Source organism: candidate division WOR-3 bacterium, assembly GCA_039801365.1.
In the GTDB taxonomy this organism is placed as follows: Bacteria; Hydrothermota; Tepidihabitantia; order Tepidihabitantales; family Tepidihabitantaceae; genus JBDRUN01.
In genome coordinates this window covers 1-13,980 of the sequence record JBDRUN010000021.1, presented here as the reverse complement: position 1 = coordinate 13,980, position 13,980 = coordinate 1, and the positions used below count along the sequence as shown (strand labels likewise).

At 59.0% G+C, this 13,980-nt stretch carries 11 protein-coding genes; 10 read left to right on the top strand and 1 reads right to left on the bottom strand.

All coding sequences use genetic code 11. The features are described from left to right. Window positions 1-237 precede the first annotated feature (237 nt). The 10 genes from ABIL25_04395 (at window position 238) to ABIL25_04350 (ending at window position 12,928) form a co-directional block, all read left to right on the top strand. Window positions 238-1,209, top strand: coding sequence for a hypothetical protein (locus tag ABIL25_04395; GenBank protein ID MEO0081519.1), 972 nt, complete (start codon window positions 238-240; stop codon window positions 1,207-1,209). A 7-nt stretch (window positions 1,210-1,216) separates the two neighbouring features. Then, the gene (locus ABIL25_04390) at window positions 1,217-2,737 is read left to right on the top strand and encodes a sigma-54-dependent Fis family transcriptional regulator (protein ID MEO0081518.1); all 1,521 of its coding nucleotides are present in this window, start codon (window positions 1,217-1,219) and stop codon (window positions 2,735-2,737) included. Further along, on the top strand, window positions 2,734-4,221 hold the full coding sequence (locus ABIL25_04385) for a serine/threonine-protein kinase (protein MEO0081517.1): 1,488 nt from the start codon (window positions 2,734-2,736) through the stop codon (window positions 4,219-4,221). The genes ABIL25_04390 and ABIL25_04385 overlap by 4 nt, the downstream gene beginning before the upstream one ends. 91 nt (window positions 4,222-4,312) lie before the next feature. Then, complete coding sequence (locus tag ABIL25_04380) at window positions 4,313-5,449, top strand: kelch repeat-containing protein (GenBank protein ID MEO0081516.1); 1,137 nt, start codon at window positions 4,313-4,315, stop codon at window positions 5,447-5,449. Between the two features lie 19 nt (window positions 5,450-5,468). Further along, the gene (locus tag ABIL25_04375) at window positions 5,469-6,104 is read left to right on the top strand and encodes a hypothetical protein (GenBank protein ID MEO0081515.1); all 636 of its coding nucleotides are present in this window, start codon (window positions 5,469-5,471) and stop codon (window positions 6,102-6,104) included. A 190-nt stretch (window positions 6,105-6,294) separates the two neighbouring features. After that, complete coding sequence (locus ABIL25_04370; protein ID MEO0081514.1) at window positions 6,295-8,250, top strand: carboxypeptidase regulatory-like domain-containing protein; 1,956 nt, start codon at window positions 6,295-6,297, stop codon at window positions 8,248-8,250. Window positions 8,251-8,462: 212 nt separating this feature from the next. Beyond that, the gene (gene galE / locus ABIL25_04365) at window positions 8,463-9,473 is read left to right on the top strand and encodes a UDP-glucose 4-epimerase GalE (GenBank protein ID MEO0081513.1); all 1,011 of its coding nucleotides are present in this window, start codon (window positions 8,463-8,465) and stop codon (window positions 9,471-9,473) included. Between the two features lie 88 nt (window positions 9,474-9,561). Beyond that, complete coding sequence (locus ABIL25_04360; protein MEO0081512.1) at window positions 9,562-10,293, top strand: SagB/ThcOx family dehydrogenase; 732 nt, start codon at window positions 9,562-9,564, stop codon at window positions 10,291-10,293. A 79-nt stretch (window positions 10,294-10,372) separates the two neighbouring features. Beyond that, the gene (locus tag ABIL25_04355; protein ID MEO0081511.1) at window positions 10,373-11,614 is read left to right on the top strand and encodes a serpin family protein; all 1,242 of its coding nucleotides are present in this window, start codon (window positions 10,373-10,375) and stop codon (window positions 11,612-11,614) included. Window positions 11,615-11,623: 9 nt separating this feature from the next. After that, window positions 11,624-12,928: a serpin family protein gene (locus ABIL25_04350; GenBank protein ID MEO0081510.1), complete on the top strand. Its 1,305-nt coding sequence runs from the start codon at window positions 11,624-11,626 to the stop codon at window positions 12,926-12,928. 32 nt (window positions 12,929-12,960) lie between these two features. Here ABIL25_04350 and ABIL25_04345 read toward each other — a convergent pair whose 3' ends face one another. After that, window positions 12,961-13,524: a hypothetical protein gene (locus ABIL25_04345; GenBank protein ID MEO0081509.1), complete on the bottom strand. Its 564-nt coding sequence runs from the start codon at window positions 13,522-13,524 to the stop codon at window positions 12,961-12,963. Window positions 13,525-13,980 lie beyond the last annotated feature (456 nt).

Genomic DNA, 13,980 nt, shown 5'->3' with positions numbered 1-13,980 from the left:
GTAATCTCGGGCAAGCCCAGAGACATCTGGGCAAAGCCGCTGATTCCCGGTAAAGCGCAACGACAATATGCCGAAACGTTGTCCGGCTGTCAAACTGCCCGCGGCACGAGGTTCAGAGCAGCTCAGCAAGTTTCATCCTCTGGGTTGGGAGCCGGAAATGGTTTTCCCGAGCGAAGTCCCCGATTCCCGGTACATCGTCTTGACCAGTCTCACATCGCCGGTAATCTACTTGTCAGCATGTGTGCCATGCGCCGTCTGTTGGGTTTCGGAGTCGTTTGCGGCCTTGCCTGCTCCTGGAATGCACCGCACGACAACCCGCTTGACCCGTCACTCGGCGGCAACATCGAAGGCCGGGTCCTGACCCGCCGCGCCACCGGCATTCACGGCGCCGAAGTCGCCGTGCCAGCGGCCGGCCGGCTCTGCCGCACGGACTCAACTGGTTGCTTTCTCCTGCTGGGTCTGCCAGCCGAAACCACACTTGTGTTCTTCTCATGTCCGGGCTACGCACCGGACTCAGCCCGGCTTGGCCTGACCAAGGGGAAAATTTATTCCCTCGCGGTGTATCTGAATGGACTGCCCTACTTCGAGGAGTGCAACGTCACCACTCACGTGTACGGCCGGTCGTGGCCACCGGACCCGCTGTGTTTCCTGTCGCTTACCGCTACGGTGTCCGACTCCGACGGTGAGCCGGACATTGACTCGGTCTGGTTCGAGATTCCAGCAGTCGGCCGGTCCGGCAGGCTATTGTTCGACCCTAATACGAAGCGCTTTGTCCACACTCTCTGGTCCGAGTCTGTACCCAGTCGGTCCCTGGACACACTTGTCGGGCAGGAAGTGTCCTTCCTGGTGGCGGACAAGGAAGGCGCGGTCGTGACCAAGAAACATCCGGGCGTGTCACGGTTGATTTACGAGCTGCCGGTTCCGGTATTTCCATCCGGTGGGCTCGACACAGTCTGGGTTGATACAACGTTTGTGTGGCGTCGCTTCAACGTCGGGTTCGGTGTCCATTACCGCGGTGAAGTTGTCCGGATTGAAGGCGGTGGCCCGGGCGCGGTGGCCGCGCGGTTCGAGACCCCTGGTTCGAGCGACACGACCTACCGGTTCAGCCGTGCTCTGCTTACCCCCGGAATCTACTACTGGACCCTCGAGGCCGTTGACGCATTCGGCAATTCGAGCCGCTCTGCAGAAGAATTGTTCCGCGTCCGGTGATAACCTCATGAGACCGTCCCGCAACGTTGACAAGCAGCCCCTGAGCGATGGAGCTCGTGGCCAGCGCCCGGCGAATAGTGAACCGGCACTGTACCGGATAAGTCAGCTCTTCAATTCAATTCTCGACCCTGACCTGCTCTTGGAACGGGTGATGGACGAAGCCCTGAGCACAATGAACGCCGAGCGCGGGTTCATTGTGCTGTGCGACGAGAAGGCCGAGCAGCTCAGCGTGCGGGTTGCGCGGCGGTTCGAGCAGTCACTTGAACAGGGACTGTCCGACATATCACAGACTGCGCTCCGACAGGTTCTTGCTGAAAGGACCGCCCGGGTCTGGCTTGACGCGCCAAAGGAGCTGCCTGCGTCCCGGTCGGTCATCGTCGGACAGGTGCGTTCGATTGCCTGCGCACCGCTTGTCTGCCGGAGCCGGCTGCTGGGCGCAATCTACGTTGATTCACGTACCGACCGCAACGTTTTTCACGAGGACGTTCGCGATTTCCTGCAGGCCTTTGCCAGTATTGCCGCCCTGGCAATTGAAAACGCCCGGCTCGTTCAACAGCTCTCGTTTGAGAAGCAGGACCTTGTCCGCCGCCTGGGTCGCGAACAATTCCCGGAAATCATCGGCCGCAGCCCTCGCATGCAGGAGGTATTCGAGCTGATGAACCGGGTCGTGCCGACTGATTCGCCAGTTCTGATTTGGGGCGAAACCGGCACCGGCAAAGAACTTGTCGCCCGTGCCATCCACTATTCCGGCCCACGGCGCAGTGGCCCGTTTGTGCCAGTGAACTGCAGTGCGATTCCTGAGAACCTTCTGGAGTCCGAACTTTTCGGCCACAGAAAAGGCGCGTTTACCGGCGCCGTCGCTGACCGCAAGGGCGTGTTCGAAGCGGCATCGGGTGGAACCATTTTCCTTGACGAGGTTGGCGATCTGCCGAAAAGCCTTCAACCCAAGTTGCTGCGCGTACTCCAAGATGGTGAAATTAGGCGAGTGGGTGAAACCCAGCCCCTGCACGTGGACGTAAGAGTCATCAGCGCCACTAACCGCGACCTCAGCCGGCTCGTCGCCGAAGGCAATTTCCGCGAAGACCTGTACTACCGTTTGAACGTAATTCCAATTCATCTACCGCCGCTGCGCGAACGGCCGGAAGACGTCCCGCTACTTGCCAACCACTTCCTTGCCACGGGTGCGTCCCGCCTTGGCAAGCAGGTCAAAGGCATCGCACCCGAGGCGCTGGAAAAACTGGTCGCATACTCCTGGCCCGGCAACATCCGGCAGTTGGAGAACGTGCTCGAACGTGCGCTGGTACTGTGCGGTGAACGGGTCGAACCAGGCGACCTGATGCTGCCCGAGCCCAGCCCGACCGGACCGCCGACCGCATCCAGCTCGATGGCCGAAATCGAAAAACAGGTGGTACTCGAGCGGTTGAAGCGGTTCGGCGGCAATCGGACCAAGACTGCTGCCAGTTTGGGCATTTCCCGTCGCACGCTCCTGAACAAACTGGCTGAGTGGAAACAGGAACAAGAGAAATGAGCACCCGGGCCGAACGCTACGAAGTCATCGCTACAATCCAGGACGGTCAGTTTGCAACTAGTTACAAGGCCCGTGACCGCGTACTAGACCGACTCGTGCTTCTGAAAGTACTGCATCCTGAGCAGGCCATAGATGTTGACCTGGTTCAGCGGTTCCGACGTGAGGCCCTGCTCCAGGCCCGGCTCAAACACCCAAATATCGTCACGGTCTATGATTTTGGTTCAGCAGACGACTTCTACATCGCATCTGAATACGTCGAGGGTGTTGCGCTTGACCGGCTTCTGTCTGAAAAGCGTCGTCTGACACTCAAAGAGCTTGCACCGATTGTCCGAGACGTATGCCGGGCACTTGACTACGCCCACAAACAGGGAGTAGTGCACCGCGACCTCAAACCAGCAAATATCATCATCACCCCTGACGGTCATGCCAAACTCACCGATTTTGGGCTCGCCTTTTGCCGGGATCTGGGCCCGATCACCCAGGAAGGCTGTATCGTCGGAACACCGGCATACATGTCCCCAGAACAGACACGCGGCCAGCGCACTGACTACCGCACCGACATATTCTCTCTCGGCGTAGTCATCTACGAAGCACTCACTGGCACAAATCCATTCGCGGCCCCAAGCTTCGCGGACTCGATGAGTCTAGTCCTCGGGTTCAAGCCAAAGCCGCTGGCCGAAGTCGTTCCCGGACTCCCGGTCGGGTTGTCCGATACGGTCGAGCTGATGCTGGCCAAGAACCCGGCTGACCGACCGCAGGACCTGACCGGGTTGTGTTCGGCTCTCGACTTGACTACATCTAGTTCATCCCTGCGTCCGCTGCTATCGTCCGTCCTCGTGCCTGCCCTGATACTACTCGCGCTCGCCGCGACTGAAGTTGCGCTTCTTCCTCTGAAACCCCGCGGCAGTCCCCGGTCGGTAACACCGCTACCGTCACAGAATGCGGCCTGGTCTCAAGTAGCTGTTTCAGTGGAGGACGTGCCTGCTACTGATTCTTCCGTCTTCCCTATTGAGAATCAAGGACCCAGAATCCAGAACAATGTGCCTGACGCGGCACCCAGGTTCTGCTGGGTACGTATCAACGTCTCACCATGGGCTGACGTAAGCATTGACGAACTACCGGTCGGCACCACACCGATTCCCAGACCATTCAAATTGACTCACGGCCGTCACACTATCCAACTGACCAACCCCTACTACCCACCCCTCACGAAGGTCATCCAGCTTACCGACTCAGCCTGCACCCTGATATTCGACCTGAAGAAAGAGTTTGCCTTCCTGGACGTCAGAGTACTGCCATGGGCAGTGCTCGCAATTGACGGCCAGTTTGTGGACACCACACCGCTCGGCCGACCAGTACCGGTTGACCTCGGCACACACACGCTTACCCTTGCTCACCCTGAGCTCGGCTCTGTAACCAAGACTGTCATCACCGACACCGCAGGCCTCTACCGTCTGATATTCGACCTGACGCAAACAAAATGATACTTTTTTCCACAACACACCCTCTGCACTGTACCGGATTTCGTGTCCGGACATCGTGCGCCTGGCATAATTCTTGCAGGAAGCAGAACAAATGATGTCTTGGCTGGTTCTGCTTACTCTCCTTGGTGGCTGGCGTCCTGGTGCACCGATGCCGACCCCGGGTTACGGATTCGCCTGTGCCGAAGTTGCCGGTAAGGTGTACTGCATCGGCGGAGTCAAAGAAAGCATGGACTCACTCATCCCTAGGCTGACAAATGAAGCCTACGACGTCGTGCGTGACTCCTGGATTACCGGTCTTGCACCGCTCCCCGGACCAAGATGGTTTGCTGGTTGCGCCGCGCTTAACGGCAAGGTCTATGTCATCGGCGGCACTGACGGCCGTCGTGACATCGCTCGCGTGGATCGCTATGACCCCAATACCAACACCTGGGATACAGTGGCATCGCTACCAGTACCGGCCCAGGCGCTTGCCGCGGCGGTATTCGACAACGAGCTCTACGCGGTCGGCGGATATTGTGCGAGCAGCGACGGCAGGTACCTGCGCTCCTCGTTCCGATTCGTGCCTGAGCCGGGCCCAGGCCACTGGGTTAGGACCGACTCGCTCGGGTTACCCCGCGCAAGTCTTGGCCTCGCAGCAGCAGCCGGTCGGCTGTACGCGGTGGGAGGCCGGTTCTTCAACAGCACACCCTCCATCGAGTACTACGTGCCCGACCGGTGGCGGACAGGAACAGAGATGCGCACTCCGCGAAGCGGACACGGCGTGGTCGGCGCTGGCGGGTATGTAGCAGCAATTGGTGGAGCTGGCTGCCAGGGGCCCAGAGCATCGGTCGAACTTCTCAACTGCCTTACTGGTGAGTGGCTGCCTGCCGATTCGCTGCCAGCGGCACGAACTTTCTTGGGCGCGGCGTTGTCCGGTACGAAGGTGATCGCTATCGGTGGACAGTGCGCGCAGCGTACGCTCAACTCAGTAGAAATCGCCGACTCACTGCTCATACCATCTGCTGTCGCCGAACCGCAAGACCGGCCCCTGACTCCGATGCCGCGGCTAACTCCAACAATCCGAGCCGGAACAACTCTCAGGCTCCCCTGGTCTGCAACAGTTCTGGATGCCGCTGGCCGGGTACTTTGGGTCTCCGGCAAAGATATGACAATTGACGTCGGACCAGGGGTTTACTTCATCCGGGCACACGGCCAGCCTGAAACCTGTCGGCTTACCGTTGTGAAGTAATGCCCGGTCGCCAACTCGCTTGATACTCCTTTTTCTCATCTTCCGCGCGCTCCTGCCGGTTGAAACCGAGTACCAAGTCGGAAACTACGAAGCCGTCGTCGAGCTTTCGCCAACAGCCCTGTCCTCCCCTGATGTCAGTCGGTCAGATTCGATTCGCATCTACACTGTGTATGGTTCGGCGCTCGTTGCACTAGGCCGCACCCTCGAGGCCGCGGACGCGTTCCGCGAACTAGTCAGAATCAAACCCGGGTACGAGCTGAGCCCTGAGCAGTTCTCTCCCAAAATCCGGCAGGTGTTTGATGCGGTAAAGGCTGAGCAGATGCTACGGCCCGTGGCTGTACGGATTGACACTGTTCTTGTCCGGCCCAAACCAAGTCTCGCCGTGCTTTGTCCCGGTCTTTCCCAGATTCAGCACCACCGGCCGGCCAAGGGGTATATTCTTGTTGGTCTCGGTATTGGGACCGCAACCGGGCTTGTCGCAAGCCATCTGCTCTACAACAATGCCCGCAAGGATTACCTTGCCGCCTCGACCCCGGCTGAGATTGAAGCCGCATATCAGACTGCCAACAGACTAGCCAAGACCCGCTTCACATTCGGCTGTGCGCTGGCCGGAACATGGTTATACAACCTGATTGACGGTCTGCTCCGGCTGTGAACCTGTTGCGCACCACTGTGCAATTCCTGCACACCTGAACCGCAGCCGGCACCTGATTCCACCCGCTGCTCCAGTATGACAGACAAACACAGACTTCGGACCGGCCGGGCACAGTTCTTGCACCTGCCTATCCCATGAAGAAGAACGCGTGGTTCGGCACAACCACCGCAAACCTCAAAGGAGGACGCTTATGAAGAGACTGTTCGTACTGCTACCTCTACTGGTTCTGGCTGTTGCGGTGTCAGCCCAAACCACCGGTATCTCCGGCACCGTGACCGATGCCGAGACCGGGCTCCCGATTGTTCATGCCAAAGTCCACACGATGTGCGGCATGACCTACACCGACAGTGCTGGTCACTACCTACTGAACCTCAGACCGGGTGCGTACGTGGTGACCGCGTCGGCGATGAACTACGAACCCGCGGTGTACCCGGAGACCGTAGTCGTTGTCCATGGCCAAGTCACCGAGCACATTGACTTCGCCCTGAAACCTCAGGTTGGCGGAGAGCTCGGCGCAATTGCCGGCACTGTGACCGACATGGAAACCGGCAAACCCATTCCGCACGCCAAGGTCAGCACCCGCTGTGCGTGCGCTCTCACTGACAGCACCGGCCGCTACACTCTCCGTGGTCTCAGACCCGGAAAGTACGTTGTCGTTGCCTGCGCTCAGGGCTATGAGATGGCGGTCTATCCGGATACGGTTGTGGTCGAACCGGGTCAGACTGTTGAGGGCATTGACTTTGCACTCAAACCAATGGGCGGCGGTCAGTGCGGTGCAATCGCTGGTAAGGTTACGGACGAAAAGACTGGTGAAATCATCCGGGGTGCTATCGTTGTCGCCAAAGGCAACGGCATTGTCCGTCAGGTCACACAGTGCTGCAGTGACTACAAGATTGGAAATCTGCCAGCTGGCAGATATTTCGTTGGCGCGAGCGCCCCTGGTTATGAACCTGGCTCCTATCCTGACTCGGTCGAAGTTGTTGTCGGCCAGGTTACCGAGCACATTGACTTTGCGCTTGTGCCTCAGGGCGGTGGTCAGACCGGCGGTATCACCGGCACCGTGACTGACGAGGAGACCGGCAAGCCTCTGTTCGGCGCGTGTGTGGTCGCCGTTGGCCAAATCACCGCCCGGGCAAACACAAGTCTGGAAGGTGTCTATGCCATCCGTAACCTTCCGGCCGGCACCTACTCAGTGACGGCCAAGGCCCGCGGGTATGAACCGTCTGTGCCCCGGGATGTCGAAGTTGTCGCCGGCCAGATGACCGAAGACGTTGACTTCGCCCTCAAACCGTGCACCCGACAGAAACCCGGTGCAATCTCCGGGGTTGTCACTGACTCGGCCACCGGCAAGCCAATCTTCGCAGCCTGCGTATTCGCCTGGGGTCCGTCTGGCCAGGGTTGTGCCCGCACTGACTCCTTCGGCGGGTACGTGCTGCGTCTCAAGCCCGGACCGTATCTTGTGCGCTGCCATGCCCGTGGTCACTATCCGGCAGTCTATCCTGATACGGTAACGGTCGTCGAGAACGAGACTGTGCCGGGCATCAACTTCGTGCTGAGCCCGGGCCGGCCCCAGTTCGGCGGCATTGCCGGCTTTGTGTACAACGGCTACGAGTGGGGCGAAATCTACGGTGCCAAAGTCATGGCCATCGGCCCGAATGGCAGCTTCGAGACATTCACCAACGAACACGGCGAATACTTGTTCGACGGACTTGAGCCTGGCGACTACCGGCTCGAGGTCACTGCTCAAGGTTACGCTCAGGAACTCTATCCTGACCTACTCTCAGTTGAACCAGATGATATCGCCTCCTTCGCGAGTCCGGCGGTCTATCCGTTGACCGGTATTGAGGATGCTGCGGGTTTCAACCCCGTAACCACCCGCCGCATCTCTGCCTCCCCCAATCCGGTCCGGAATACAGCCACGGTCCGCTGGGAAGTGCCACTTGCCGGTCATGTACGACTTAGCGTACTGGACAACACCGGCCGCGTCGTGCGTGCCATCCAGAACGGATTTCAAAGCTCTGGGCAGTACAGCGCGACTTGGAACGGCACCAACGACCGCGGTGAGCAGCTTCCCGCCGGCGTGTACTTCTACCGACTCGAGACTCCCATGTGCCAGGAACTCGAGAAAGTAGTGCTCGCACGCTAGCAGCGGACAACCGGACTCTGGCGGCGCGGTTCCCCCCGCGCCGCTTCCTATTGTAGGGCCACGGCCCAATCCGTCGCTGTCGGACCACCGCGAAGCCCCGGCCGGCCCGAGGACAGCCAATACCCGGGTCTGGGACGAAGCCACTGGATCGCGGAACAACGAGCCGGGCGGTTCATGCTTGCCTCGGCCTCTGCAACTGGTATATTCTGCCCATGAAGGTGCTTGTAACCGGCGGTGCCGGCTATATCGGTTCGGTAATGACGAAACTACTTCTTGAGGCCGGGCACGAAGTCACCGTGCTCGACAATTTGTCATACGGTCACCGAGCTGCAGTATCTCAAGGAGCACATCTGGTCGTCGGCGACGTGGGCGATCGCGCACTTCTTGACCGTTTGCTTGCACCGCACTCCCGCACGCCTGCTTTCGACTGCATTCTTCACTTTGCCGGGTTCATCCGGGTACCAGAATCGGTTGAGAAGCCGGACCTCTACTTCGAGAACAACGTAACTAAGGCCGGCGTGCTGCTCGATGCAGTCTGCTGGGCCGGCATCCGTTGTTTTGTCTTCTCCTCTACCGCTGCGGTGTATGGCGAGCCCGAGCGCGTGCCGATACCAGAGGACGCGCCAGTCCGGCCCACCAATCCCTATGGCGAGACCAAACTCCGATTCGAGGAACTCCTTGCTGCGCGCTCCCGTGAATTCAACCTGCGTTGCGTCTTCCTGCGTTACTTCAACGTCTGCGGAGCTTACGCGGGTCTGGGCGAGGACCACCGGCCTGAGACTCATCTGATTCCACTCCTGCTGCGTTCCGCGCTCGACCCCGGGTACGAATTCACCATCTTCGGCAACGACTACAACACCCGGGATGGTACCTGCATCCGCGATTACATCCACGTCTATGACCTCTGCCGCGCACATCTCCTTGCTCTGTCTGCCATTGCTTCTCCAAAGCCCGGGGTCCAGGGTCGTCCATTGATTTACAACCTCGGCTCTGGCCAGGGCTTCACGGTCAAGGAAGTTCTTGCCGCAGCTGAGAAGGTCCTCGGCCGCAAACTAAAGTATCGCATAGCCGGCCGCCGGCCAGGCGACTCGCCGGCGCTTATTGCATCGTCCAAGAGGATTGAGCAAGAACTTGGCTGGCAGCGCGAAAAGCCCGACCTCGAAACAATGATTGCAGATGCCTGGGACTTTCATCGCAGAAACCCTTCTGGTTACCCTGACTGACGGTAGGAATCAACGGCTGTCATGAGACAAGTTCCAGGCACTGCGCGTTGCCAAAGCAGGAAATGACAAGAGAAGGAGGCTCAGAATAATGATGAAACCCGCGTTTCTTGTATTTACTGCAGGCCTGCTTGCGTCCGGGTGCGGTCAGACCCACCTGGCTGGACCAGAGTCCTCGACCGGCCAGTCCGGCATCGTAAGGCTACCCGAGCCCGTCCGAAAGGGCACGATGAGCGTCGAGCAAGCTCTGGCTGAGCGGCGGTCAATCCGCGAGTACGGTGACGCGGAACTGACATTGGCTCAGGTAGGACAGTTGCTCTGGGCAGCTTACGGGATAACCCAACCAATTGAGAAGCCCGGCTGGCTGCGCGGCGGGTTGAAAACCGCACCATCTGCCGGTGCGCTCTACCCTTTGGAATTGTACATTGTGGCCGGCAAAGTTACCGGGCTTGCTGCCGGCGTGTACCGGTACCGGCCGGAATCACACGATCTTGTCCTGGTGAAGTCGGGCAACCGCCGGGCCGAGCTGTGCGCGGCGGCCTATGGCCAGGCTTCAGTCCGGAATGCACCGGTTTCAATCGTGTACTCGGCCGTATTTGAGCGCACAACCGCCAAGTACGGAAACCGGGGTCGGGAGCGGTACGTATGCATGGATTTGGGCCATTCGGCTGAGAACGTTTATCTCCAGTGCGTATCACTGGGTTTGGGTACAGTGGCAATCGGTGCGTTTCAGGACGCGGACGTAAAGACAGCAGTTGGAATGCCAAAGGAAGAAGAGCCGCTGTATATCATGCCGGTTGGCCGAACCCGGGGTGCGGAATAGTCGGCTGCTTCTGACGGTAGATACATTTGACTGGCGGCCAATTGTCGCTAGTTTCTCTGGTAACAGAACGGAGGACAAGATGAAAAATCGCCTGCTTACATGCACCATCTGCATCGGACTCTTGATTGCCTGCGCCAGAAAAAGCGTTTCTGCGGCACCGACCAGCGGCTCTGCACCGGACCCGGCCGCAGCCACGAAGCTCGTTGCCGCAAATAACGAGTTCGGACTCAACCTGTTCCGCGAACTGTTCGCGGCCAAACCCCAGGACAACATCTTCATCTCACCGACAAGCATCGCCCTGGCCTTGGGCATGACCTGGAATGGCGCTCTGGGCCAGACCCGGCAGGCAATGGCTGACGTAATGCGCATTTCCGGCCTGACAGTTGACGACCTGAGCACGGCTGGAGCAGCGCTGCTTTCCGCGCTTCAGTCCGCCGACCCCAAGGTCAAGCTCGAAGTCGCCAATTCTCTATGGGTAAGGCTTGGATTCAAGCTTGCCAAATCGTTTGTTGACCGGAATCGGCAGTTTTTTTCAGCCGATGTCACAAGCCTTGACTTCGCTGACCCGAAGTCGGTTAGTCGCATCAACGGCTGGGTCGCGCAAAAGACTCATGACAAGATAAAGTCCATTATCACCGAACTTTCGCCCGAAGAGGTGCTACTGCTCGTCAATGCGGTGTACTTCAAGGGAACCTGGACAAGAGAGTTCGACAAGAAGCTGACCCGGGAACGCGAGTTTTACCTTACCAACGACGTGCAGAAGCGGCATCCGATGATGTCGCAGGAGGACGATTTCCGGTATTACGAGGGCGAGGGCATGCAGATGGTGCGGCTGCCTTACGGCAACGGCCGGCTCGGCATGCTCGTGTTCCTGCCTGAGCAGGACCGGGGATTCCAGGATTTTGTCGCCGGTTTCAGCGCCGCGAATGTCAGTCGTTGGCTGGACAGCCTGCGTTACGAAGAGGGCGAAGTCGTCCTGCCGAAATTCAAGCTCGAGTACGACAAGAGCCTATCGAGCACGCTCAAGGCGATGGGCATGGCGGTGGCGTTCGGGCCAGAAGCAGACTTCAACGGCATGCTCGACAAACGGAGCCTCGTACCTTTCTACATCAGCGACGTATTGCACAAGACGTTTGTCGAGGTGAACGAGGAAGGCACTGAGGCGGCAGCGGTAACCGCGGTCAAGATGGTGGCGACCGCGATGCCAGGCGAAGTCAGGAGGTTCTCGATGGTGTGCAACCGTCCGTTCGTGTACGCCATCCACGACGAAAAGACCGGCTCGATCCTATTCATCGGCGCCTTGCTCGAACCGAAACTGTAGCAGGATGATGTGAAACAACCGGCTCCTGGTGAAGCACCAGGCACAACTCTCATAAACGCGCCGAAGCGCCTCACTGTCGTCCTCATGGCGGTACTCGCCGCAGCGGCCTACGCCGGCCCGCCGCCGGGCGCACAGATAGTTCGGGCCGGCAATTCTTTCGGCTTCCGACTCCTTTCCAGCGTGCTTGCCCGCCAGCCCTGGCGCAACACCGTCATTTCGCCAACGAGCGTGACACTGGCGTTGGCAATGGCTTGGAACGGAGCCAAGGGCGAAACTCAAGATTCGATGGCCAGAGCACTTGGGTATCCGGACATTGAACCTGATGTCATCAACATCGCCAACTCGGCCCTGCTTGCCCTGCTCCAGTCCCACGGCCCGCAAGAACAACTCGAAATCGCCAACTCGCTCTGGGTCCGCAACGGCGTTCCGCTTGCCCAGGATTACATCCAGACCTGTGAGGACTTCTACGATGCCAAACTTGCCGCGCTCGATTTTGGCGACCCGAAGTCAGTCGACCTCATCAACAACTGGGTGAGACAGAAAACCCATGACCGAATCCAAGGGATTGTGCCCCAACTCGATGTCCGGGATGTGCTCATACTCGTGAATGCGGTGTACTTCAAAGCTCAGTGGAGCAGACAGTTCGACCCGAACCTCACCCGGGAACAGGACTTCTACCTTCCAAGCGGCGGCGTAAGGCCGACAAAGATGATGCGGACCCGGGGCGAATACCAGTATTACGCCAGTAGCAGATTCCAGCTTGTCCGCCTGCCGTACGGCGACGGCCGTTTCTCGATGCTTGTCTTCCTTCCGGTTCGACTCGAGCCCGAAGAACCAACCAAGGACGACCAAGGCAATGTCACAAACGCCCATCTGGCCAAGGCAGTCTGGGACCTCGTAGAAAGGATGAACCTAGAAACATGGCAGCGCTGGCAGGACAGTATGACAACAGTCGAGGCCGAAATTGTCCTGCCGAGACTCAAGCTCGAATATGAAGAGGCCTTAGGTCCAGCGTTATCCGAACTCGGCATGTCAATCGCCTTCGACCCGACCCGGGCCGATTTTTCAGGAATGCTGCCCGCTCCCATTGACATGCCCTTCTACCTGAACGAAGTCCTGCACAAGACTTTCATCGAGGTAAACGAAGAAGGCACCGAGGCCGCAGCAGTCACTTCCATCAAGAAAGAAGCTGGGGCCGCATCAGGGCGACAACCATTCCTTGTGGTCGTAAACCGGCCTTTTCTCTTTGCCATCGTTGACAACAAATCCGCTGCCGTGCTGCTCCTCGCCACGGTCTTCGACCCGGGGGCGTAGAGCTTCGGCGCTCTCAGACCACAGCGAAAACGTCATACCTGCACCACAACGAAAGTGTCATAGGCACTCTCTGCCAAAGTCCGTCTAAGCTTAGGTTGGTGTTGCAGGCGAATATGAGGAATCTCGCCCACCCGGTCGTACCGGATGTGGACCGTGCCATCAAACCATCGCCATACCGTGACCTTGGTGCCGGCAATGCAGACACTGCGAACGTTGAGCTTGAGTTCGTAGCGATGTCCGTGGTAGCGCAGGGTGTTGTCATTGGCAACCTGCCGGGTAGTCTTGGCGCACAGCATGGTGCGCAGGTCGAGTCCGTCGGCTACCGGCCTGAGGGCGGGTTCCGGCTCACGCGGCTTGACCCCGAAACGTTCAGCATACTTGGGGATGAACACCCGGTTGAGATAGTCCGTGGCCCGCAGAGGGTCGGTGATGCGGTGATGGTCCAGTTCTGCCACCAGTCGGTCCTGAAATGACTGGTTGATACGTTCTCTCCGACGCCGTGCCTGCGAGCCGTTGGCAAAGATGCATTCGACCGCCACTGCATGGCACGAACTGCGTCGGCAGGTCGTCACGCTGGCAGCGATGCACGCCGCCATGGCGTGTAGTGGTGAATTGACTGGCCCGATCAAGATACAAAGCCCCTGGGAGGCCGTAACGGCAGGCGACCTGATAGAAGAAAAACCTCAAAACAGCCGGCAAGCGTCTCCTGAGGGTTGAATTTGCCCCACAGTGGCCTGCCGGTGGCGTCGTCGGTGGCGAGGATGAGGGTTGCGGAGGGACGGTTGGGGCCAAACCATAGATGGGGATTGCCGTTGATGAAGACCAACTCGCCGAAGCGGGCGCGGCGTTCCCGGCAACGGCAGCGATTGCTTTGCGACCGGGGGCATCGTTACTGACATTCTCCCTGTGCCACGACCCTATGACATTATCCTTGTGGTTCCACAGTGTGCAGGCCCAAATCCCGATGCAGAAGTTGAAGTTTGCGGCCAAAGGCGCTTGATACGACAGTTGTGATACCATAAAGTGCCGCGAGCTGCTCAAGCGCTGTTGTG

Bases quoted from the DNA above. Each gene is read 5' to 3' on its own strand.
- ABIL25_04395 (MEO0081519.1), top strand. From the start codon at position 238: ATGTGTGCCATGCGCCGTCTGTTGGGTTTCGGAGTCGTTTGCGGCCTT.
- ABIL25_04390 (MEO0081518.1), top strand. From the start codon at position 1,217: ATGAGACCGTCCCGCAACGTTGACAAGCAGCCCCTGAGCGATGGAGCT.
- ABIL25_04385 (MEO0081517.1), top strand. From the start codon at position 2,734: ATGAGCACCCGGGCCGAACGCTACGAAGTCATCGCTACAATCCAGGAC.
- ABIL25_04380 (MEO0081516.1), top strand. From the start codon at position 4,313: ATGATGTCTTGGCTGGTTCTGCTTACTCTCCTTGGTGGCTGGCGTCCT.
- ABIL25_04370 (MEO0081514.1), top strand. From the start codon at position 6,295: ATGAAGAGACTGTTCGTACTGCTACCTCTACTGGTTCTGGCTGTTGCG.
- galE (MEO0081513.1), top strand. From the start codon at position 8,463: ATGAAGGTGCTTGTAACCGGCGGTGCCGGCTATATCGGTTCGGTAATG.
- ABIL25_04360 (MEO0081512.1), top strand. From the start codon at position 9,562: ATGATGAAACCCGCGTTTCTTGTATTTACTGCAGGCCTGCTTGCGTCC.
- ABIL25_04355 (MEO0081511.1), top strand. From the start codon at position 10,373: ATGAAAAATCGCCTGCTTACATGCACCATCTGCATCGGACTCTTGATT.
- ABIL25_04345 (MEO0081509.1), bottom strand. From the start codon at position 13,524: ATGGCGGCGTGCATCGCTGCCAGCGTGACGACCTGCCGACGCAGTTCG.